The sequence below is a fragment of the Actinomadura syzygii genome (assembly GCF_008085905.1).
Taxonomy (GTDB): Bacteria; Actinomycetota; Actinomycetes; order Streptosporangiales; family Streptosporangiaceae; genus Spirillospora; species Spirillospora syzygii.
The window spans coordinates 91,693-107,566 of record NZ_VSFF01000005.1 but is presented as its reverse complement, the minus strand read 5'-3'; the positions used below and the strand labels follow the sequence as shown (position 1 = coordinate 107,566).

The following is a 15,874-nucleotide window of genomic DNA, read 5'->3' as shown; positions in this document are numbered from 1 at the left end:
TCAACTGTCTGTCAGTTGACCTACCAAGTGTGATCGTAGGTTACCCAGCTTGGTCTATCAAGTAACTAACCGGCGTGTGGCCGGGTGCGGTCACGCCAGCGGGTAGGCGTCTTCCAGCTCATGCAGGTCAGCAGGCAGGACGGTGTCAACCACCATGAGCGGACGACCGGCAGCGTCCCGGGCAGTCGCGTACACCACGAGGACAGGCGTCCCCGTACGCATCGACAACGCGTCGGCCTCCTCACCGGTTGGCATCCTCGCAACGATGTGCTCGACGACGTGATCGAACTTCACGCCCTTGCGGGATTCCAGGTGCTGCCGCACACCTTGTTTCAGGGGTTCGGCGCTGGTCAGGTTCGTTGACTCGGCGAGGTCCAGGGGCAGCCACAGCGAGAGGAGTTCAGACGGCGCACCGTCAGCCGTCAGCAGCCGTCGGCGAAGGAACGCCTTGCCGGACGAGCCGATGCCGAGAAGAGACCGGACACGGTTCGGCGCATCGACAACCCCGGCGGCGAGGACCTCGCCGGGTACGGCAGCCTCCGAGCCAGCGAGCCGAACCTGACCCGCCCGTGCGCTCTCCAGCGAGGCCAAGGCGGGACGGCCGCGGACGAACCGGCCCTTGCCCTGCCGGGAGTCGATCCAGCCTTGATCCCGAAGCACCCGCAGAGCCGCCACCACGGTAGGCCGACTCACATCGAACTCCGCGATCAGCATGTGTTCGCTGGGCATCGCGGAGCCGGGCGGGTACTGGCCAGACTCGATGCGCCGTTGAAGCTCCGTGACGAGCTGGGCGTACTTGGGGGGCACGGATTCAAGGCTCATCTCGTCCGTCCATCATCCGACAGGTTGTCTTACCAGGTCAGCGTTAATGTACGCCCAACCCGTCCCGGATGTCACGACTACCGGACATCAGCAGGCCCTATAACGCCGTGAGGAACGGCGGACCCGCGCGCCTCAGTCATCCGGTCTGCCAGCTCCATCGGCGTCCCCGCTTCGAGGAGCACCCACCACTTCGCCCAGGGCATCAGAGCCCACCAACGGGAGGTGTGTTGCCCGAACCAGACGGCCGAGTCCGGGAACCGGCGTTGCAGGGTGATGATTGCCGCCGCCCGATCGTCCGGTGCATCTCCGGCCCGCATCGTCACGGCCGTCTCGGCAGGTTCGACGCGGTCGGCTCGTGCATGAACGCGGTGATCCGTTCGGCCGCCGCGTCCAGGTCGGCGACCGGGTGGACGTTGTCGACCCGCCACCAAGAGATCTCTCTCTTGTGACGGTTCACCACCACGTACCCGATGATGTCGAGTGCCGTCCCACCCGTTCGCGTGACCGTCAGTCCGGGGACGGCGTCACGCATCTGGACGTACAGACCGCGCTTGACTAGAGCCCGGCACAGCTCACCCAGCACCCGGAGTTCAGCGTCGCGGGACAGAGAAGGACCCATTACCTGTTCTCGCTTTCGTCGGAAGCAGAGCCGGAGGCGCGGGGCCTGGTCCGTCCCTCCCACACGCGTGACCATGGGGGAACTGGGGGGCGATCACGCGACGGACCGTCCTCGCCGCGCCTCCAGCTCTGCCGTTCAACGCGCTCAGGGCCAGCCCGCCAGGCCAGCCGCAGCGCTAGTCGGAGGGGTCGTTCGCCGAGCCGTTGAGCTGCCCGGTCTGCGCTGTCACGAAGCGAGCGACCTGGGCCGCCGCGCCCGACACGTCGTCGACCGGGTGTTTGCTGTCGTCGCGTCGCCAGGTGAACGTCCGGCCCGACGCCCCGACGAAGACCCACACGAACAGCCCCGGATTCGCGGTACTCACCAGCAGCCCCGGCATTCCTTCATCCAGCCGGACAGCCAGGCCCAGAGCCAGAAGGGAGGACCGCAGATCAGCCAGAAGCCGCAACTCGAAATCCCGCGCGTTCACGACTCCGCACCACTCGGCCGCACGGACGCGCGACCCGTCCCCAGACAATCAGGGCAAGAGTCCTGACGGCTGTCAGCCGGAACGCCTGCCACGTGACCCGGCGTCAACGTCCGCCGGGCTACGCGCCGTTTGACTCCGCGTCCCCGGCAAGAGGTGCAATCGCTCACCATGACGCCACCGTGCCAACAAGTCACGTTGCGTCACGACGCCATGATCATCTCATCCCGAACGTCAACGTCGTGCACCTGTCTCGACTTTGTCTCGTCATCGATCTTGCGCCGCATCTAGCCTGAGAAACGCCCAGCAGAGAGGACGGCCGGTGTCTCCCCAACCGATCCTGTTGCAAGTCGTCATCCGTCAGCGCCGCCTACACAGGTACGGCATGTTCCAGGCCGCCTACAACGAGGCTGCCAAGAGGATCTCGCCCGAACTCACCGGCACCGCACCGAGCCGCGCGCAGCTCCACCGCTGGACGTCCGGCGAACTCAAGCGCCTTCCCTACACGGACCACTGCCGCGTCCTGGAGGCGATGTTCCCCGAGTGGACCGCCGACCAACTGTTCGCTCCGTGCCCGCCGCACGTCCTGGCTGACGAGCCCGCCGCCTACGCGCTCAGCGACGAGCGCGCCGACCTTGAGTCGACCGCCGACCGGGTGGGCCCGAACCCCTACGCGGACGTCACCGCCGTATTCGCCACCCGCGCCGAGTTCTCTTACGCCCACCCGCCACACGCCCTACTCGACGGAGCGAGCAGCATCCGAGCCGCTGGCCTCTCCCTCAACATGCTCTGCCAGCAGTATCCGGACCAGCGCCTCTACCGGCTCATCGAGGACGGCGCCACCCTGCAGGCCCTGTTCCTGGACCCCGAAGGCGAAGCCATCCGAGCCCGCGAACATGAGGAGGACTACAGCGACAACCACCTCACCACCCTCACGCGCCTGAACATCGAGGTCCTGACCCGCCTACGCAAGCGCCTGTCGTCCGAGGCCCAAGAACGCCTGACGGTCGCTGTCTACGACGAGACGATCCGGTTCAACATCACGCTCATCAACGACCGGCTCTGTGTTATGCAGCCCTACCTACCGAGCGCCCGCGGACTCGACTCGCCCACGTTCCTCGCCGAACGCAGCGCGACCGGCACCGGCACCGGCCTGTATGAGACGTTCGAAGAGACCTTCAACGCGCTATGGGAACGAGGCCGCACCCTATGACCGACGCACCAGCCGCACTACTACCCGTCGCCCTCAAAGCAGCAGAGATAGCCAGTGACCTAGTGCGCACCCGCGTCCCCGGCCTGCTCACCGCCAAAGGTGACCGCGACATGGCGAGCGAGGTCGATTACGCCGTAGAACGCGCCGTCCGCGACTCCCTCAAGGAGCGAACGCCCGACATCGCGATACTCGGCGAAGAAGAAGGCATCACCGGCGACACCACCGGCGAACTCCTCTGGGCCATCGACCCCGTAGACGGCACCGCAAACTTCATCCGCAACATCCCGCTCTGCGGCTTCTCAATCGGCCTCATCCAACGAGGCCGCCCCGTCGTAGGCGTCATCGACCTACCGTTCCTAGGCACCCGCTACCACGCAGCCCAGCACATCGGCGCCTACCTCGGAGACCGCCGCATCCAAGCCAGCATGACCACCAACCTCAGGGACGCCATCGTTGCCATCGGCGACTACGCCGTAGGCGAGGGCGCCGAAGCCAAGAACCGCCAACGCTTCGCCCTCACCGAACGCCTAGCCGCCAACGTCCAACGCATCCGCATGCTCGGCTCCGCTGCCATAGACCTTGCGTGGGTCGCCGAAGGCAAGCTAGACGCCAGCATCACCCTGTCCAACAAACCCTGGGATATGGCCGCCGGCGTCATCATCGCCCGCGAAGCCGGAGCGGTCGTCACTGACCAGGACGGCACCGATCACGCTTACGACTCTGCGGCCACGATCGGCGCGGCACCAACGGTTTCCCCAGCTATATCCGCTCTACTCTCTGATGCAACCCGACGCGGTTCCAACAACTAGAGCCGAATGCGGCGATACCCTCTTTTGCTGGGCGGAGATCAGCAAGCTAGCTAGCTGTGCTAGTGCTTACGGGGACTTCCAAGCAGGAAGCTGGCCTACTTGCCGGGAAGGCGAGTATTCTCAACCTCAAACGATACAAAGCAGGAGGTATGCGTGACTGGGCGAGTGCCATGGGAGCGCTATGAAGGTGATGACATCGAGGCGGTGATAGCCATTATGTTGCTCCGTGAGATACCGCACGGACAACGTATTCGGCCATCGAAAGGTGATGGCGGAATTGATATTCTGGTGCCTCACGGAGATGGAAGCTGGGAAGTTTATCAAGTTAAGGGTTTCACCGCCTCTCTTAATGCGTCACAGAAACGCCAGATCACTAAATCATGGAATCGTCTTCTAGAATTCACCTCTGCGCGAAATATCTCACTCAGGGCATGGCATGTCGTCAGGCCGCTAGATCCCACACATCCGGATCGTGACTGGCTTGCCGAGCTAACAGAAGGACGTAATTTTCCCTGCGACTGGATCGGCCTTACAGCAATCGACGGTCTGGCTGCAAAATACCCTGAGGTGGTTGATTACTACCTACTAGGAGAAAAAGAGCGCGTTCTTGAGCAGGTAAAAACATTCCTGGCAGCTGCGTCTTTTGATCAAGCGATCCGATCCGGAAGTGTATCTGAGCCAGCCCAAGCAATCCAGGGGCTAATAGACCTTCATAACGCTCTAAATAAAACAGACCCGCATTATCGCTATGAGATTCACGTGGAGCAGGAACCGCAGGATAGTAAGTTTCACCTGCCCCATGACGTTCCGGGTCTGGTGTTCTCCACCATGCTTGGACGTGATGGAACAGTTGCTCGCATAGACGTTATTGCCCGCTACAACGAGGCAACTAAAGATCGGCCAATCTCGGTAAACGTAACCTTGCGCCCGGAAACGGAAGAGCAGCGCGCTGCACTCAAGGACTTCCTAGAATTTGGGACTTCCGTTGATATGATTCCGGCGGAGATGATCGAAAGAAATTTGCCTGGTGGATTCTCTTCGCATCAGGCCACAACTGGGAGCGTGTCGTTTCTGCCAACACTTGATGATCTCCAAACGGAACAATTTGACCTTGTCGTGATGGACAACGATGGTCGTGAGCTAGCGACCACGGTCATGAATATGTCGTCGCCTACCAGCGGATTGAACGGATCGGGCGCGTGGTCGTGGGAAGGTAAGGACGTCAGCGGAGTGCTAGATTTTGGAATACGTCACTCTCCGGCGCTCGGTAAGGTCGACTTCTGGACTAAGTGTAACGACATCACTGGCCTCAAGCCCTCTGCCTGTCTCCCTGCTCTGCAGGTGCTATCCATGATGGTGGCAGGCGTGACGATTGAACTTCGTTTCAAGGATGGCCCTCCAGTTTTGAATGTAAAAGACATTCCTGAGGGTGTGACAGATACTGAAGCTATCAGGTTTCGCGTAAGAGTCTGCACAGATTTGGCGGAACTGCAGAAGCATGTCTCAGCGATTGTGCGAATACCGAATGCCTCCGAAGTCTCGGTTCAGAGCTTGCGCGAATGGGCCGACGCGGCTGACCTACTTCGTGACGGTGTGGCGTGGAGGACTTGGAATTCATTGTGTGGAGTGACTCCGACAGTGCAACTTGAGTTGCCAGCTCGAATAAGAATCACCAAGCCGCTGAAAGTAAAGCTGCTGGGAAGGCAGTGGGAACTGGGCCTCATGGATCAGGAAGTGATCGTTGGGCGGTATGAGGTATCGTCTGAGAATGGAGAAAGCGGCTGTTTCTATCCGTCGGAAGAGAAGCGACTGAAGATCAGTATTCCAGACGATCGCGAGGATGCGCGCCAGCGAGCCAATTCCGGTGTCGTCCAAACAATGCCAGGAGTGAGTTCTTTTCTGGAAGCTGAAACTATTCGAGATTAACCTGCGCATTTTACGCATTGCCTGGTCGCTGCCTCACAGCTACTCGGGGCTGCGTCTAACTGTTTCCTTGCCGAATTAAGCTGTTTGTAATCAAGGGGCGGCGGCGCTCAGGCCGCTGCGCGGCCCCGCGCCTGGCCGCCCGGAGCATGCGGCGTGGGCGCCGGTCACCGGACGGCCGCGCCGGGCCGCGCATCGCGACGCGCCTGCCGGTCCCGCATCATCCGGCCCGTCACGGGGGCCGCGCCGCCGCCATAGACGACCAACGCCGTAGCGTCGAAGCCGTTCGGCGACGAGCACCAGGGCGTGACCGTAGTCGGGCCTTGTCGCGTTGTCACGGTCGGTTCGGGGATCAGTTGAGCGTGCGCGACTGGGGAACCCCGTGGTTCCCCAGACCCCTCCTGGAGCCGGAGGGCACTCCCGCGCGAATCGGTCTGTCACGGGATGCGCGCCGTTCGCGCGGGAGCACCCTCCGGACAGGTCCGTTCGTCTGTTGCGGTCGGCTGTGGCGTCCGCTGCACGTGGTGAGGACTCGCAGGCCAGCGGCGGGGAGCCGTGCAATTAGCGTGCAATTAGGGGCGGTCACCAGGGGTCAAGAGCGGTCGCTTGGAGATCATGGATCGCCCAGGTCAGGGAAGGGATCGGGGTTGATCTCGCAGATTTGCAAGCCGGGTGTCAGGGGTTCGAATCCCCTAGGCTCCACCCAGCCGAAGCCCAGGTCAGAACCGAAGTTCCGGCCTGGCTCTCTGGTCTCAAGATCTCTTCTTCCGCTTCCGTGCCCGTTGCGTGCCCGATCGCTTCTTGCCCTTGAGTTCAGCCTTGCCATCGCGTTGGCGCGTCGCCAGCCCGGTCGCGGGTGAGCGCGCTGCCATACGTGCAGGTCGCGGGGTGGCGCGGCGGGCCATTAGTGGGCCATTAGGCAGGGTGATCAGGAGGCAAGAGTGGTCAGTTGGGGATCATGATCCGTCGAGGTGGGAGGCCCGGCGGGGCGTGATCTCGCCGATTTTCAGCCGAGTGTCAGGGGGCGAATCCCTAGGCTCCACCCAAGCGAAAGCCCAGGTCAGACTCGAAATCCGGCCCGGGCTCTTGGTTCGCGAGCGTGGTCAGTGTCTTGTCTTGTATCTGGTCAAGTGCGCGCCGCCGGGGAACGTCTGTGTTTCCACCAGGTTCAGGTTCACCCAGTTCTCCAGCGGGGTGAAGAACGGTTTGCCGCCGCCGACGATGACCGGATGGGTGACGATCTCGTACTCGTCGATCAGCCCGGCCCGCATGGCCGCGCTGGCGAGCGTTGCGCCGCCGACCCTCATCGGCCCGCCGTCCTCGGCCTTGAGTCGGGTGATCTCGGCGATCGCGTCGCCGGTGAACAGGCGAGCGTTCCAGTCGACCTTGTCGATCGTTGAGGAGAACACCACCTTCGGCGTGTCCCGCCAGTTTCGCGCGAACTCGACCTGCGCCGGGGTGGCGTCCGGCTGCTGGTCGCCGGTCGGCCAGTAGGAGCTCATGGTCTCCCACAGTCGGCGCCCGTAGAGGAAGAGGGTGATCGCCCGCTCCTGGTCGAGCCACCACTGGAACAGTTCGTCGCTCGGCTCGCTCCAGTTGATGTCGCCGCCGGGTGCGGAAACGTAGCCGTCCAGGGACAGGTTCATGCCGTAGATCAGTTTCCGCATAGCGCGATGCCTTCCGTCAGCCGGGTCTCGGAAGAGTAGACCAGTCGAGTGGAGAAAACTGATCGGTGCGCAAGCTGTTCATACGTACGGGCCTTCGCTCAAGGCATGCGGGGCGCTCGTTCCGTCCACCTTGGTTCGTGGTGGCGCCGCCCTCGTGACGGCACAGGGGGAAGGTGTCCGCTGTGCTACAGGCCGAAAGCGCCGCCCTCGAGGAGGATCAGCAGGCCGATGCCGATCAGGACCACGGGAAGAAGGACATGCCCCCACTGGCTGAGGGTGCGGGCGACGACCGGGCGCGTCGCGAAGTAGCGTCCCACTGCGCACCAGACGCCCACCAGGACGAGGAAGACAACGGCGTACACGACCACACCCCCGGCGGCGGCAGTCGCGAAGACCGGGACGTAAACCCCGATGTTGTCACCGCCGTTTGCGAAGGTCACCGCGGCGACTTCGAGGGCGCCGGGGCCGCCTTGCCCTGTCTGCTCCTCGTTCTCGTCCTCGCCGTTTCGGTGGTTCTTCCACGCCTGCCAGGCCGCTTTGAGTCCGAGGGCCAGCGGAAGCAACCCCAGATAGGGGATGACGGACTCCGGCAGGAAGGTCGCGCCGAACGCGGCCGCCACCGCCACAGCCAGAATCGCGGCGAACCCGAGGTATTGCCCGAGGGTGATCCGGATGGCTGAGCGGTGATGCCCGGCGCCCTGGGCGAAGAACAGGGCCAAGATCAGGATGTCGTCGATATTGGTGACGGCGAACAACCCGGTCGCCTGTCCAACCATCTCTAGACCCACGAACGTGAGATCCCTTCGGTGACACGAATCCCCAGGGGCTACCGTCCCCGATCTGCCGGACACGGTGATTTTGGTGTGTCAGGAGGGGGCGGGGTTTTGCGTTGGGCGTTAGGCGGGGTCGGTGGAGTGGGGCCCGTGGCGGCGGGTTAGTGCTCGGCGGGTCAGGGCTGTCAGCCCGGCGAAGGTGATGAGGGCGCCTGGGACTGTCGTTGGTTCCGTCCACCACAGGATTCGGCCGGTGATCAGGGTGATTCCTATTGCGAGGGAGAGGATCGCCACTGTCAGGCCGGTGCGGGTGGTGGGGAATCTTCTGCCGCGGACACGGCCTTCGGAGTCGAAGAGCATGCGGTCTTCAAGGCGCATCAGGGCGTCCCACAGACGTTTCATGCCTGCCTCCTTGGTCGGAGTCCGCAGCCGGGCAGCGTGCCGAAGGTGTCCGATCGGTTTCGCGCCCGTCTGCGGCTCCAGTATGGAGGACGTCGCGTTCCTACGAGTAGTTCAGGCCCTGATGGATTGGGGGAAGGCGAAGGTGTTGTGGGGGTCGTAGGTGGTTTTGACGGTGGTCAGGCGGGTGTGGTTTTCGGCGTAATAGGCGTGGGCCCAGTCGGGTAGGGACGGGTCGATGAAGTTCTGGTAGGTCTCGCCGTTCGAGTGGGGGTCGATGGCGGCGAAGCCCGCGTTTGCCCAACTGGTCGCAGCAGCGCGTGCTTCCGGGGGGACGGGGGTGCGGTAGACCGAGCTGAGGTAGTTCAGGTCGAAAAGGGTGTCGCGGTGGACGTAGGCGGTGTCCGTTCGGGCGGGGTCGTTGTCTGCTCCGCCTAGGGCCAGGACTTCCAGTTTGTTCGCCACGCTTGCGGGACGCGGGAGATCGAATACCGCTAGGGCCTTTTCCCACATGTCGCGGGACGGAGGACGGCTGAACAAACGGCCGCGTACCAGGCCGAATGGCGTCCGGGGAAGGAGGGCGCCTTGGCGCGTGCCGATTCGGTGGCATTGGGTTTGGGTGAGGTCCGTGCAGCCGTAGGTGTAGAGCATGAAGTCCTGGTGCGACATCACGTCGATGCTCTGGGACGACGCCGGGCCCGTCGCGGACAGCAGGGCGTCCACCTGCGGGCGGAGGTCGCCGGGTGAGATCAGGACGACGCCCGACCATGGGGGTTCGCCGTCGCCGAGGGCGACGACCGCGACGGCGCCGACCGTCCGCGGGGCGTCGGCCAGGAAGTGCGCGAAGCCGTCGAGCATGTCGGCGGCTCGGGTGAAGTCCCAGGTCAGCGTGGCCACTGAGAGGGTGCTGAGGCGGGCCGGGACGACGTTGAACGAGGTCACTACCCCGAAGTTTCCGCCGCCCCCGCCGCGGATCGCCCAGTAGAGGTCGGGGTGCTGGTCGCGGGACGCGGTGACGGTCCGTCCGTCCGCGAGGACGACCCGCGCGGAGGTCACCCTGTCGCAGGCCAGGCCGAAGGTCCGGGTGAGGTAGCCGATGCCGCCGCCCTGGATGTAGCCGCCCGCCGCGACCGTGGCGAACGCCCCGCCGGGGACGACGAGCCCGGCGGGGGCGAGGGCGTTGAGGACGTCCACGGCCGCCGCCCCGGTGCCGATCCGGACGGTGCCCTGCCCGAAAGCGGCGTCGCGTCCGATCGCGATCGAGTTCAGCCGGGACACGTCGATCAGGAGGCCCTGGGACGTGGAATAGCCGCCGAAGCTGTGGCCGCCGCTGCGAATGGCGAACGGCAGGCGTTCGTCCTGCGCGAAGGCGAGGCACAACGCCACGTCGGCCTCGTCCGCGCAATAGGCGACCGCCGCCGGGTTGACCCGGTCGTATTGGGCGAGGTCGAGTTGTCTGGCCGTCCGATATCCGGGGTGCCAGGGGAGGACGAGCTGGCCCCGCAGATGCCGGGCGAGACGGGCCCAGGGACGGGCCGACCGTGGATGTGGGGCGAGCAATGCGAGTGCGCCGGCCCCCAGGACTTTCCTTCGGCTCAACATCCACCCATTAAAGGACCGAAACAATCTCGACCAGTACTACGGAAATCCGTAGTACGGTACTCGTGTTGTCGATATTGGCGTGGCTGCACGCGGATTCTATTATCGGTCTCGTGGCTGATTCCGAGCTGATGCGGACGGTGCTGGTCGCCGCTTCGGACGTCGAGGTGCGTTTCGGTGACGCGGGCGGGAAATGCGAGATCGCCGTCGGGCCGCGCGCCTTTTCGCTGGCCGCCGGGGAGGAGTCGCTGGACGCCCTGGCGGAGGTGTTGCTGCGGGTCGTCCCGCGACTGCGGCGTGCCGCAACTGCGGCGGAGCAGTTGTCCGCGGCCGAGGTCGCGACGCTGGAGCCCTATATCGAGCGATTCCGCGAAATGGGTGTCCTGCTCTTTCCCGGCGATGATGTTGTCATCGACGATGAGCCCGGCCGCCGCCTCTATTCGTATGTTGCGCGGCGGGCGGCCGATCCTGATCGGGCGTTCAGGAGTGTGCGAGCGAAACGTATCGTCCTGCGTGGGCCTGAGCATGCCGTCTCGGTTTGGGGTCGACTGCTCGGCGAACAGGGAATCCATGTCGAGCAGGCCAATGAAGAGGCCGACCTGAACATTGTCGTGGCGTCCGACGAAGAGGTGCTCATGGCAGTGAACCGCGCTTTGTGCTCGGCGCGGCGCAATTGGGTTCCCGTCGTGTTCTCGCCGCAGAGCGTTCGGATCGGGCCGTGGGTGAAGGCCGGGGAATCGGGGTGCCTGCGCTGTTTCGTCCCGGCTGACACGGCTGCCGGAAAGGAGCGGAGCGCCCGACCGGGATGGGCGACCATGCAGGCCGGAAGCCTGTACTGGACGGGCGGCCTCCTCTCCCACCTCGCCTTGAACGCGCTGCTGCCGATGGGCGCGGAGCATCCGTGGGGCCGGGTCACGACCGTGGACGTCGTCGCGGGCGAGCAGCGATCGGTCACGACCTGGCGCGACCCGTTCTGCGACGACTGCGGCGAGCGGAACGTCCCGCACCGGGAATGGGTGACGCTCTGATGGCCGAACCAGCCGCAACAACCGGGCTGATCGAGTCGCTGGGGTACGGCGTGCGCGCCGTCCCGCTCCCCGCGTTCGCCGACGGTGCCGCGTTCGCGCTGGTCGCCGCCCGGCACGGGGTCGGGCGGCTGGAGTTGTCCGGCGACCCCGTGCCCATGCTCGCCCTGACCGCGGGCCGCGACGCGGCCGACGCGGCATGGCGCCTCGCGGCCCGCGCCGTCGACCTGCGGCAGGGACGCCCCGGACACGGCGTCGGCGCCGGTCCGTCGCGTGCCGCCGCCGTCCGCGCGGCGGTGTGCGACGCGGTCGCCCGCCGCCCGCCGCCCGCCACGGCGCGCCGCCTGACCGGCTACGAGGACGCGGTGCCGCCGCCCCTTCACCCGTCCTTCGACGGCCGCCTCGACTGCTATCTGTTCGACGCGCCGGACGGGTTGCCGCTGGTGGGCGCGGTTCTCCGCCAAGGCGGCGCGGCGGCGCGCGAGATCCGCGCCCTCGGCTGCGGGCTCACCCCGGCCGAGGCGGTGCGCGCCGCGCTGGACGGCGTCCTCGCCAAGATCGCCTCCGGCGGCTGGACGGCGCCCGCCGAGCCCGTGGAGGCAACCGCCGAAACAGCCCTCGACGGCATCGTCGCCGAAGGCGAACTGGGCGACCGCGTCAAGGCCAAGGTGCGGACGGTCCTCGACGACGAGCGCGGCGCCGTCGTCCAATGCCGCCTGCCGGACGAGCGGCCGAGCGACCTCGGGCCCTGGGCGGAGCACGACGTCGCAGGCCGTGCGGCGCCCGCGGAGGTGCCGCTCGCCTGCCCGCCGTCCCGCGTCCGGCTGTCCCGGATCTTCCACGAGAACTCCAAGATCCGCGCCGGGCACCGGACGCTCCCGCCCGTGGACATCGACCGGCTCGCCCCCACCGTCCGGCAAGCACTGGCGCGCCCTTACCGCGACTACGGCCGGACCAAAACCGAGTACGCCCTCCCTACGGAACAGCAGAAACACACGCTGCTTCCGCTGGACGTGGCGGTCCGGCGACGGCGATCGGCGGCGCCGATGGCCCCGACCGCCCTCCCCGCGGACGATCTCGCCCGCGTCCTCGACCTGTCCGCGGGCATCACCGGCTTCGCGCGCACATCCGGCGGGACCAGGCTGCCCCTCCGCGCCACCCCCACAGCGGGCGGTCTGTGCTCATGCGACCTGTTCGTCCTGACCCGCCGGGTGGACGGCCTGCGGCAGGGCGTCCACTACTTCCATCCCGGCCGCCGCGTGCTGCAACTCGTCCGGTCGGACTTCGCGTTCGCCGAGGTCGCGGCGCATACCGGCTATCCGGGACGGGTCGCCGACGCGGCCGCGATCGCGGTGTTCGCGGGCGCGTTCCGCCGCAACCAGTGGAAGTACTGGGAGCGCGGCTACCGGATGGTCCTCCTCGAATGCGGACATCTCGCGCAGAGCGTGGTGGTCGCCGCGGCGGCGCTCGGGCTCGTCGCGCACCCGCTGATCGGCTTCGTCGACGACTACTTCAACCGCCTGCTGGGCCTGGACGGGACCGACGACGCCGTCCTCTACCTGGTCCTCCTCGGAGAGGCCGCGTCATGACCGGAGCGAAGACGCGCCCCCGGGGCGTCCCCCAGAAAGGCAGGGCCACGTGATCGAACAGGACGGCGCCGTCCGGTTGACGCCCGGTGTACGCGTGCGGGTGCGCGATGACGCGACCGGCTTCGTCGAGTCGGCGGACGGGGTGCGCAGGCTCAGCGGGACGGGCCTGCGCGTCCTCGCCGACCGCGTGCTGCCCCGGCTGGACGTCCCGGCGCGCCCCGCCGAACTGGCCGCCGATCTCGCGGACGTCCTGCCGCGCGACACCGCGCTCAGCCTCCTGGACGGCCTGCTCGACCAGGGCATCATCGAACCCGCCACCATCGAGGCCGCGAAGAACGCACAGGTCACAACCGTCGAGGTGCACGGGCCGACCGACCTCACCGCCGACCTGTTCTCGGTCCTGCGCCGCATGCCCCGCATCGGCGCGACCCGGGCCGGGGACCTGGTCGGCGACCCCGATCTCGTCGTCGTCGCGACCGCGTCGATCTTCGATCCGGGGGCCGGACGGGTCAACGAGCAGTGCGTCCGCGAGGGCAGGGCATGCCTCCACTACGGCGTCGTCCGGGACGGCGCCGCCTTCGTCGGCCCGCTCCCGTCCCCCGACCGGACGTCCGCGCCCTGCTACGAATGCCTGCGCACCCGGATTTTCGCGAATTCCGTCCACGGACCGACATGGCGGGCGTACGCGGATTTCCTGGCCGAGGCGGGGCTGTCCGCACTGCCGCAGCGGACGGCGCCGTGGAACGCCGCGCGGCTCGCCGGAGCGGTCGCGCGCCGGATCGCCGGGTGGCCGGAACGGGCGGCCGCCGACCTGCTGTGGCTGGACGAGAACGGCGAGGAGTCCAGCCGCCGCCTCCTCCCCGTCCCGACCTGCCCGGTCTGCGCCGCGCAACAGCAGCAACACCCCGCGCCGGTGTCGCCGATGACGGCCGCGGTGGACGATCTGGTCGGGGTCGTCCACTCGGTGAACGTGCGGCGCGCGGACGGCGGCCCCCGCATCTACCTGGCGGGCAGCACGACGTCCGACCTGTCGCTGGTGCGGCCGGGGCTCGGCGTGATCCGCAACGGCGGCGCCGGGTTCGCCAAGCGAGATGCCCTGAACGCGACGATCGGGGAGTCCCTCGAACGGTACGCGGCGGGGGTGTCGCGTCCGGGCGGGCTGCGCCTCGCGTCCTGGACGGAGCTGACCGGCTCGGGCGAGCCCGCCGTCCACCCGACGGAGTTCGGGCTGTTCTCCGACGCCCAGTACGAAGAGCCGGGATTCCCGTTCCCGCGGTTCGCCGAGGACACGCGCGTCCGCTGGGTCCGCGCCACCCGCTGGACGGACGGCGACACCGTCTGGGTGCCCGCCTCGCAGGTCTTCCTCTACTACCGCCGCGCACGCGACGAAACACCGGTCGCCCCGTCGATCTCCACCGGGCTGGCCGCCGGGCCGTCCCGCCGCGAGGCGGTCCTCGGCGGGCTGCACGAGATCCTGGAGCGGGACGCGCTGGCGATCTCCTGGCTGCACCGGCTGCCGCCGCGTCCCGTCCCGGAGGACGTGGTCGCGGGGTCGACGCGGGTCCGGTACCACCTGGCGAACGCGACGTCCTGGCGGGTGTCGTTCTACGACCTGTCGCTCGACTTCGCCCCGACCGTCGTGGTCGCGGTCATGGACGGACGGGGCGGCCCCGACCCGGTCCTGTCGTTCGGAAGCGCCTGCCGCGCAACACCCGAACGCGCCGTCGAGAAGGCGTTCCTGGAGGCGGCCCAGGGCCTCACCTACGTGCGCAGGCTGGTCAAGGACTACGGCGACTTCGACCCCGGGCCCGACTTCGGGAACGTCGACGAGTTCAACAAGCACGCCATCCTCTACACGTTGCGCCCGGAATTGCGGCGCCGCGCCGGGTACCTCGTCCACCCCGACGAACCACCCGTCTGCGCACGCCCGGCCCGCACGCCGCCCCCCGGAACCGACCTCGACGCGACGGTCGCCGAACTCGCCGCCGCCGGACACGACACCTATGTCGTCGACCTCAGCACGACCGACACGCGACACGTCGGGGTGGACGTCGTGCGCGTCCTCGTCCCGGGGCTCCAGCACCTTTCCGGGGCGCACCGGTTCCGGCTGCTGGGCAATCCGCGGCTGCGCGGCGCCGTCCGCGCGCTCGGCTTCGACTCCGAACCGGACAACCCGTTCCCCCACCCGCTTCCCTAGGAGGATTCCGATGGTGCCGTCCTTCGTCGCGCGGCCCTCGCTGTCGGTCGTCCGCAAGGAGGACTTCGCGGACACGTCGCTGATCCCGGCCGCCTTCGCCAGGCACGTCACGAGCCGCTGCCTGCCGCCCGACCGGTCGCCCGTGCACTGCTCCTACGCCGCCGACGAGGCCGAGGGCGGCGTGCGGCTGCGCTTCTCCAGCAAGGTCCCCGGCCTGGACGAGCCGACACTGCTCACCCACCGCTTCTTCTTCGTCGACCGCGACGAAACACGCGAACGCCTCCACCTGGTCACCCCCGAGGAGCCGGAGGTGGCTTCCGAGGTCCTCGTCCTGATGGACGGCGCGGAACGCGACTACTGCCACGCCTCCGTGTACGACGGCGAGAACCGGCTGCTCGCCGTCCACGCGATCGTGTTCGACCAGCGGGGGCGTACCGTCCCGTATCCGTTCACCGAACGGTACGTCTCTCCGCACACCCTCGGCCGCGCCGACCTGGACGAAGTCACCGACGACGCCGGACGCCGCGCGCTCCGCTTCACTGTCGGCCTGACCGGGCTCACCGGGCCCGTCCCGATAGCGATCGCGTGGCAGTCCATGGGACGCATCGACCGCAGGGAGCTGACCTGCACCCCCGAGGCGCCCGAGGCCCACCACGAGATCGCGCTCGACGCCAACCCGCTGCTCGCGCCCGGAGACTGGGTGGTCATCGCGGTGGACGAGCACGAAGGTTTCCTCGCCCAATCCCTGGTCAGCGTCCAACCGGCGGGCTGAG

The 15,874-nt window shown here is 67.0% G+C and carries 13 protein-coding genes; 7 read left to right on the top strand and 6 right to left on the bottom strand.

The annotated features are described in order from the left end of the window. Window positions 1–90 precede the first annotated feature (90 nt). From FXF65_RS13040 to FXF65_RS13030, 3 genes are all read right to left on the bottom strand, one after another. Window positions 91–822, bottom strand: a complete 732-nt coding sequence (locus FXF65_RS13040; RefSeq protein ID WP_148350161.1) for a GntR family transcriptional regulator — start codon at window positions 820–822, stop codon at window positions 91–93. A gap of 319 nt (window positions 823–1,141) precedes the next feature. Then, window positions 1,142–1,441 (bottom strand): hypothetical protein, encoded by a 300-nt coding sequence (locus FXF65_RS13035; RefSeq protein WP_148350159.1) that lies wholly within the window; start codon window positions 1,439–1,441, stop codon window positions 1,142–1,144. Between the two features lie 175 nt (window positions 1,442–1,616). Beyond that, window positions 1,617–1,910 (bottom strand): hypothetical protein, encoded by a 294-nt coding sequence (locus FXF65_RS13030; protein WP_148350158.1) that lies wholly within the window; start codon window positions 1,908–1,910, stop codon window positions 1,617–1,619. Window positions 1,911–2,229: 319 nt separating this feature from the next. On the opposite strand from FXF65_RS13030, the gene FXF65_RS13025 reads away from it, so the two are divergent. From FXF65_RS13025 to FXF65_RS13015, 3 genes are all read left to right on the top strand, one after another. Further along, window positions 2,230–3,120, top strand: a complete 891-nt coding sequence (locus FXF65_RS13025; protein WP_148350157.1) for a DUF5919 domain-containing protein — start codon at window positions 2,230–2,232, stop codon at window positions 3,118–3,120. Beyond that, window positions 3,096–3,929 carry an inositol monophosphatase family protein gene (locus FXF65_RS13020; protein ID WP_342787302.1) on the top strand — a complete coding sequence of 278 codons (834 nt, stop codon included), beginning with the start codon at window positions 3,096–3,098 and terminating at the stop codon, window positions 3,927–3,929. The genes FXF65_RS13025 and FXF65_RS13020 overlap by 25 nt, the downstream gene beginning before the upstream one ends. A 153-nt stretch (window positions 3,930–4,082) precedes the next feature. Beyond that, on the top strand, window positions 4,083–5,855 hold the full coding sequence (locus FXF65_RS13015) for a hypothetical protein (RefSeq protein ID WP_148350155.1): 1,773 nt from the start codon (window positions 4,083–4,085) through the stop codon (window positions 5,853–5,855). Between the two features lie 1,100 nt (window positions 5,856–6,955). Here the strand turns inward: FXF65_RS13015 and FXF65_RS13010 are convergent. The 3 genes from FXF65_RS13010 to FXF65_RS13000 all read right to left on the bottom strand — a co-directional run bounded on the left by FXF65_RS13010 (window position 6,956) and on the right by FXF65_RS13000 (window position 10,293). Next, window positions 6,956–7,519, bottom strand: coding sequence for a dihydrofolate reductase family protein (locus FXF65_RS13010; RefSeq protein WP_148350154.1), 564 nt, complete (start codon window positions 7,517–7,519; stop codon window positions 6,956–6,958). Window positions 7,520–7,704: 185 nt separating this feature from the next. Continuing rightward, entirely contained in the window at window positions 7,705–8,307 is a 603-nt protein-coding gene (locus FXF65_RS13005; RefSeq protein ID WP_148350153.1) for a cadmium resistance transporter, read from the bottom strand. A gap of 498 nt (window positions 8,308–8,805) precedes the next feature. Further along, complete coding sequence (locus tag FXF65_RS13000) at window positions 8,806–10,293, bottom strand: FAD-binding oxidoreductase (RefSeq protein WP_148350152.1); 1,488 nt, start codon at window positions 10,291–10,293, stop codon at window positions 8,806–8,808. A 65-nt stretch (window positions 10,294–10,358) separates the two neighbouring features. Here FXF65_RS13000 and FXF65_RS43700 point away from each other — a divergent pair, with 65 nt between their 5' ends. Genes FXF65_RS43700 through FXF65_RS12985 form a run of 4 tightly spaced genes read left to right on the top strand, consistent with a single transcriptional unit; the run spans window position 10,359 to window position 15,873 of the window. Continuing rightward, window positions 10,359–11,318, top strand: coding sequence for a hypothetical protein (locus FXF65_RS43700; RefSeq protein ID WP_187412265.1), 960 nt, complete (start codon window positions 10,359–10,361; stop codon window positions 11,316–11,318). After that, the gene (locus FXF65_RS12995; protein ID WP_187412264.1) at window positions 11,318–12,904 is read left to right on the top strand and encodes a SagB/ThcOx family dehydrogenase; all 1,587 of its coding nucleotides are present in this window, start codon (window positions 11,318–11,320) and stop codon (window positions 12,902–12,904) included. Before FXF65_RS43700 ends, FXF65_RS12995 begins: the two co-directional genes overlap by 1 nt. A 49-nt stretch (window positions 12,905–12,953) precedes the next feature. Further along, window positions 12,954–15,101: a TOMM precursor leader peptide-binding protein gene (locus FXF65_RS12990; RefSeq protein WP_148350150.1), complete on the top strand. Its 2,148-nt coding sequence runs from the start codon at window positions 12,954–12,956 to the stop codon at window positions 15,099–15,101. 10 nt (window positions 15,102–15,111) lie between these two features. Then, window positions 15,112–15,873: a DUF5944 family protein gene (locus FXF65_RS12985; protein ID WP_148350148.1), complete on the top strand. Its 762-nt coding sequence runs from the start codon at window positions 15,112–15,114 to the stop codon at window positions 15,871–15,873. Window position 15,874: the final 1 nt, after the last annotated feature.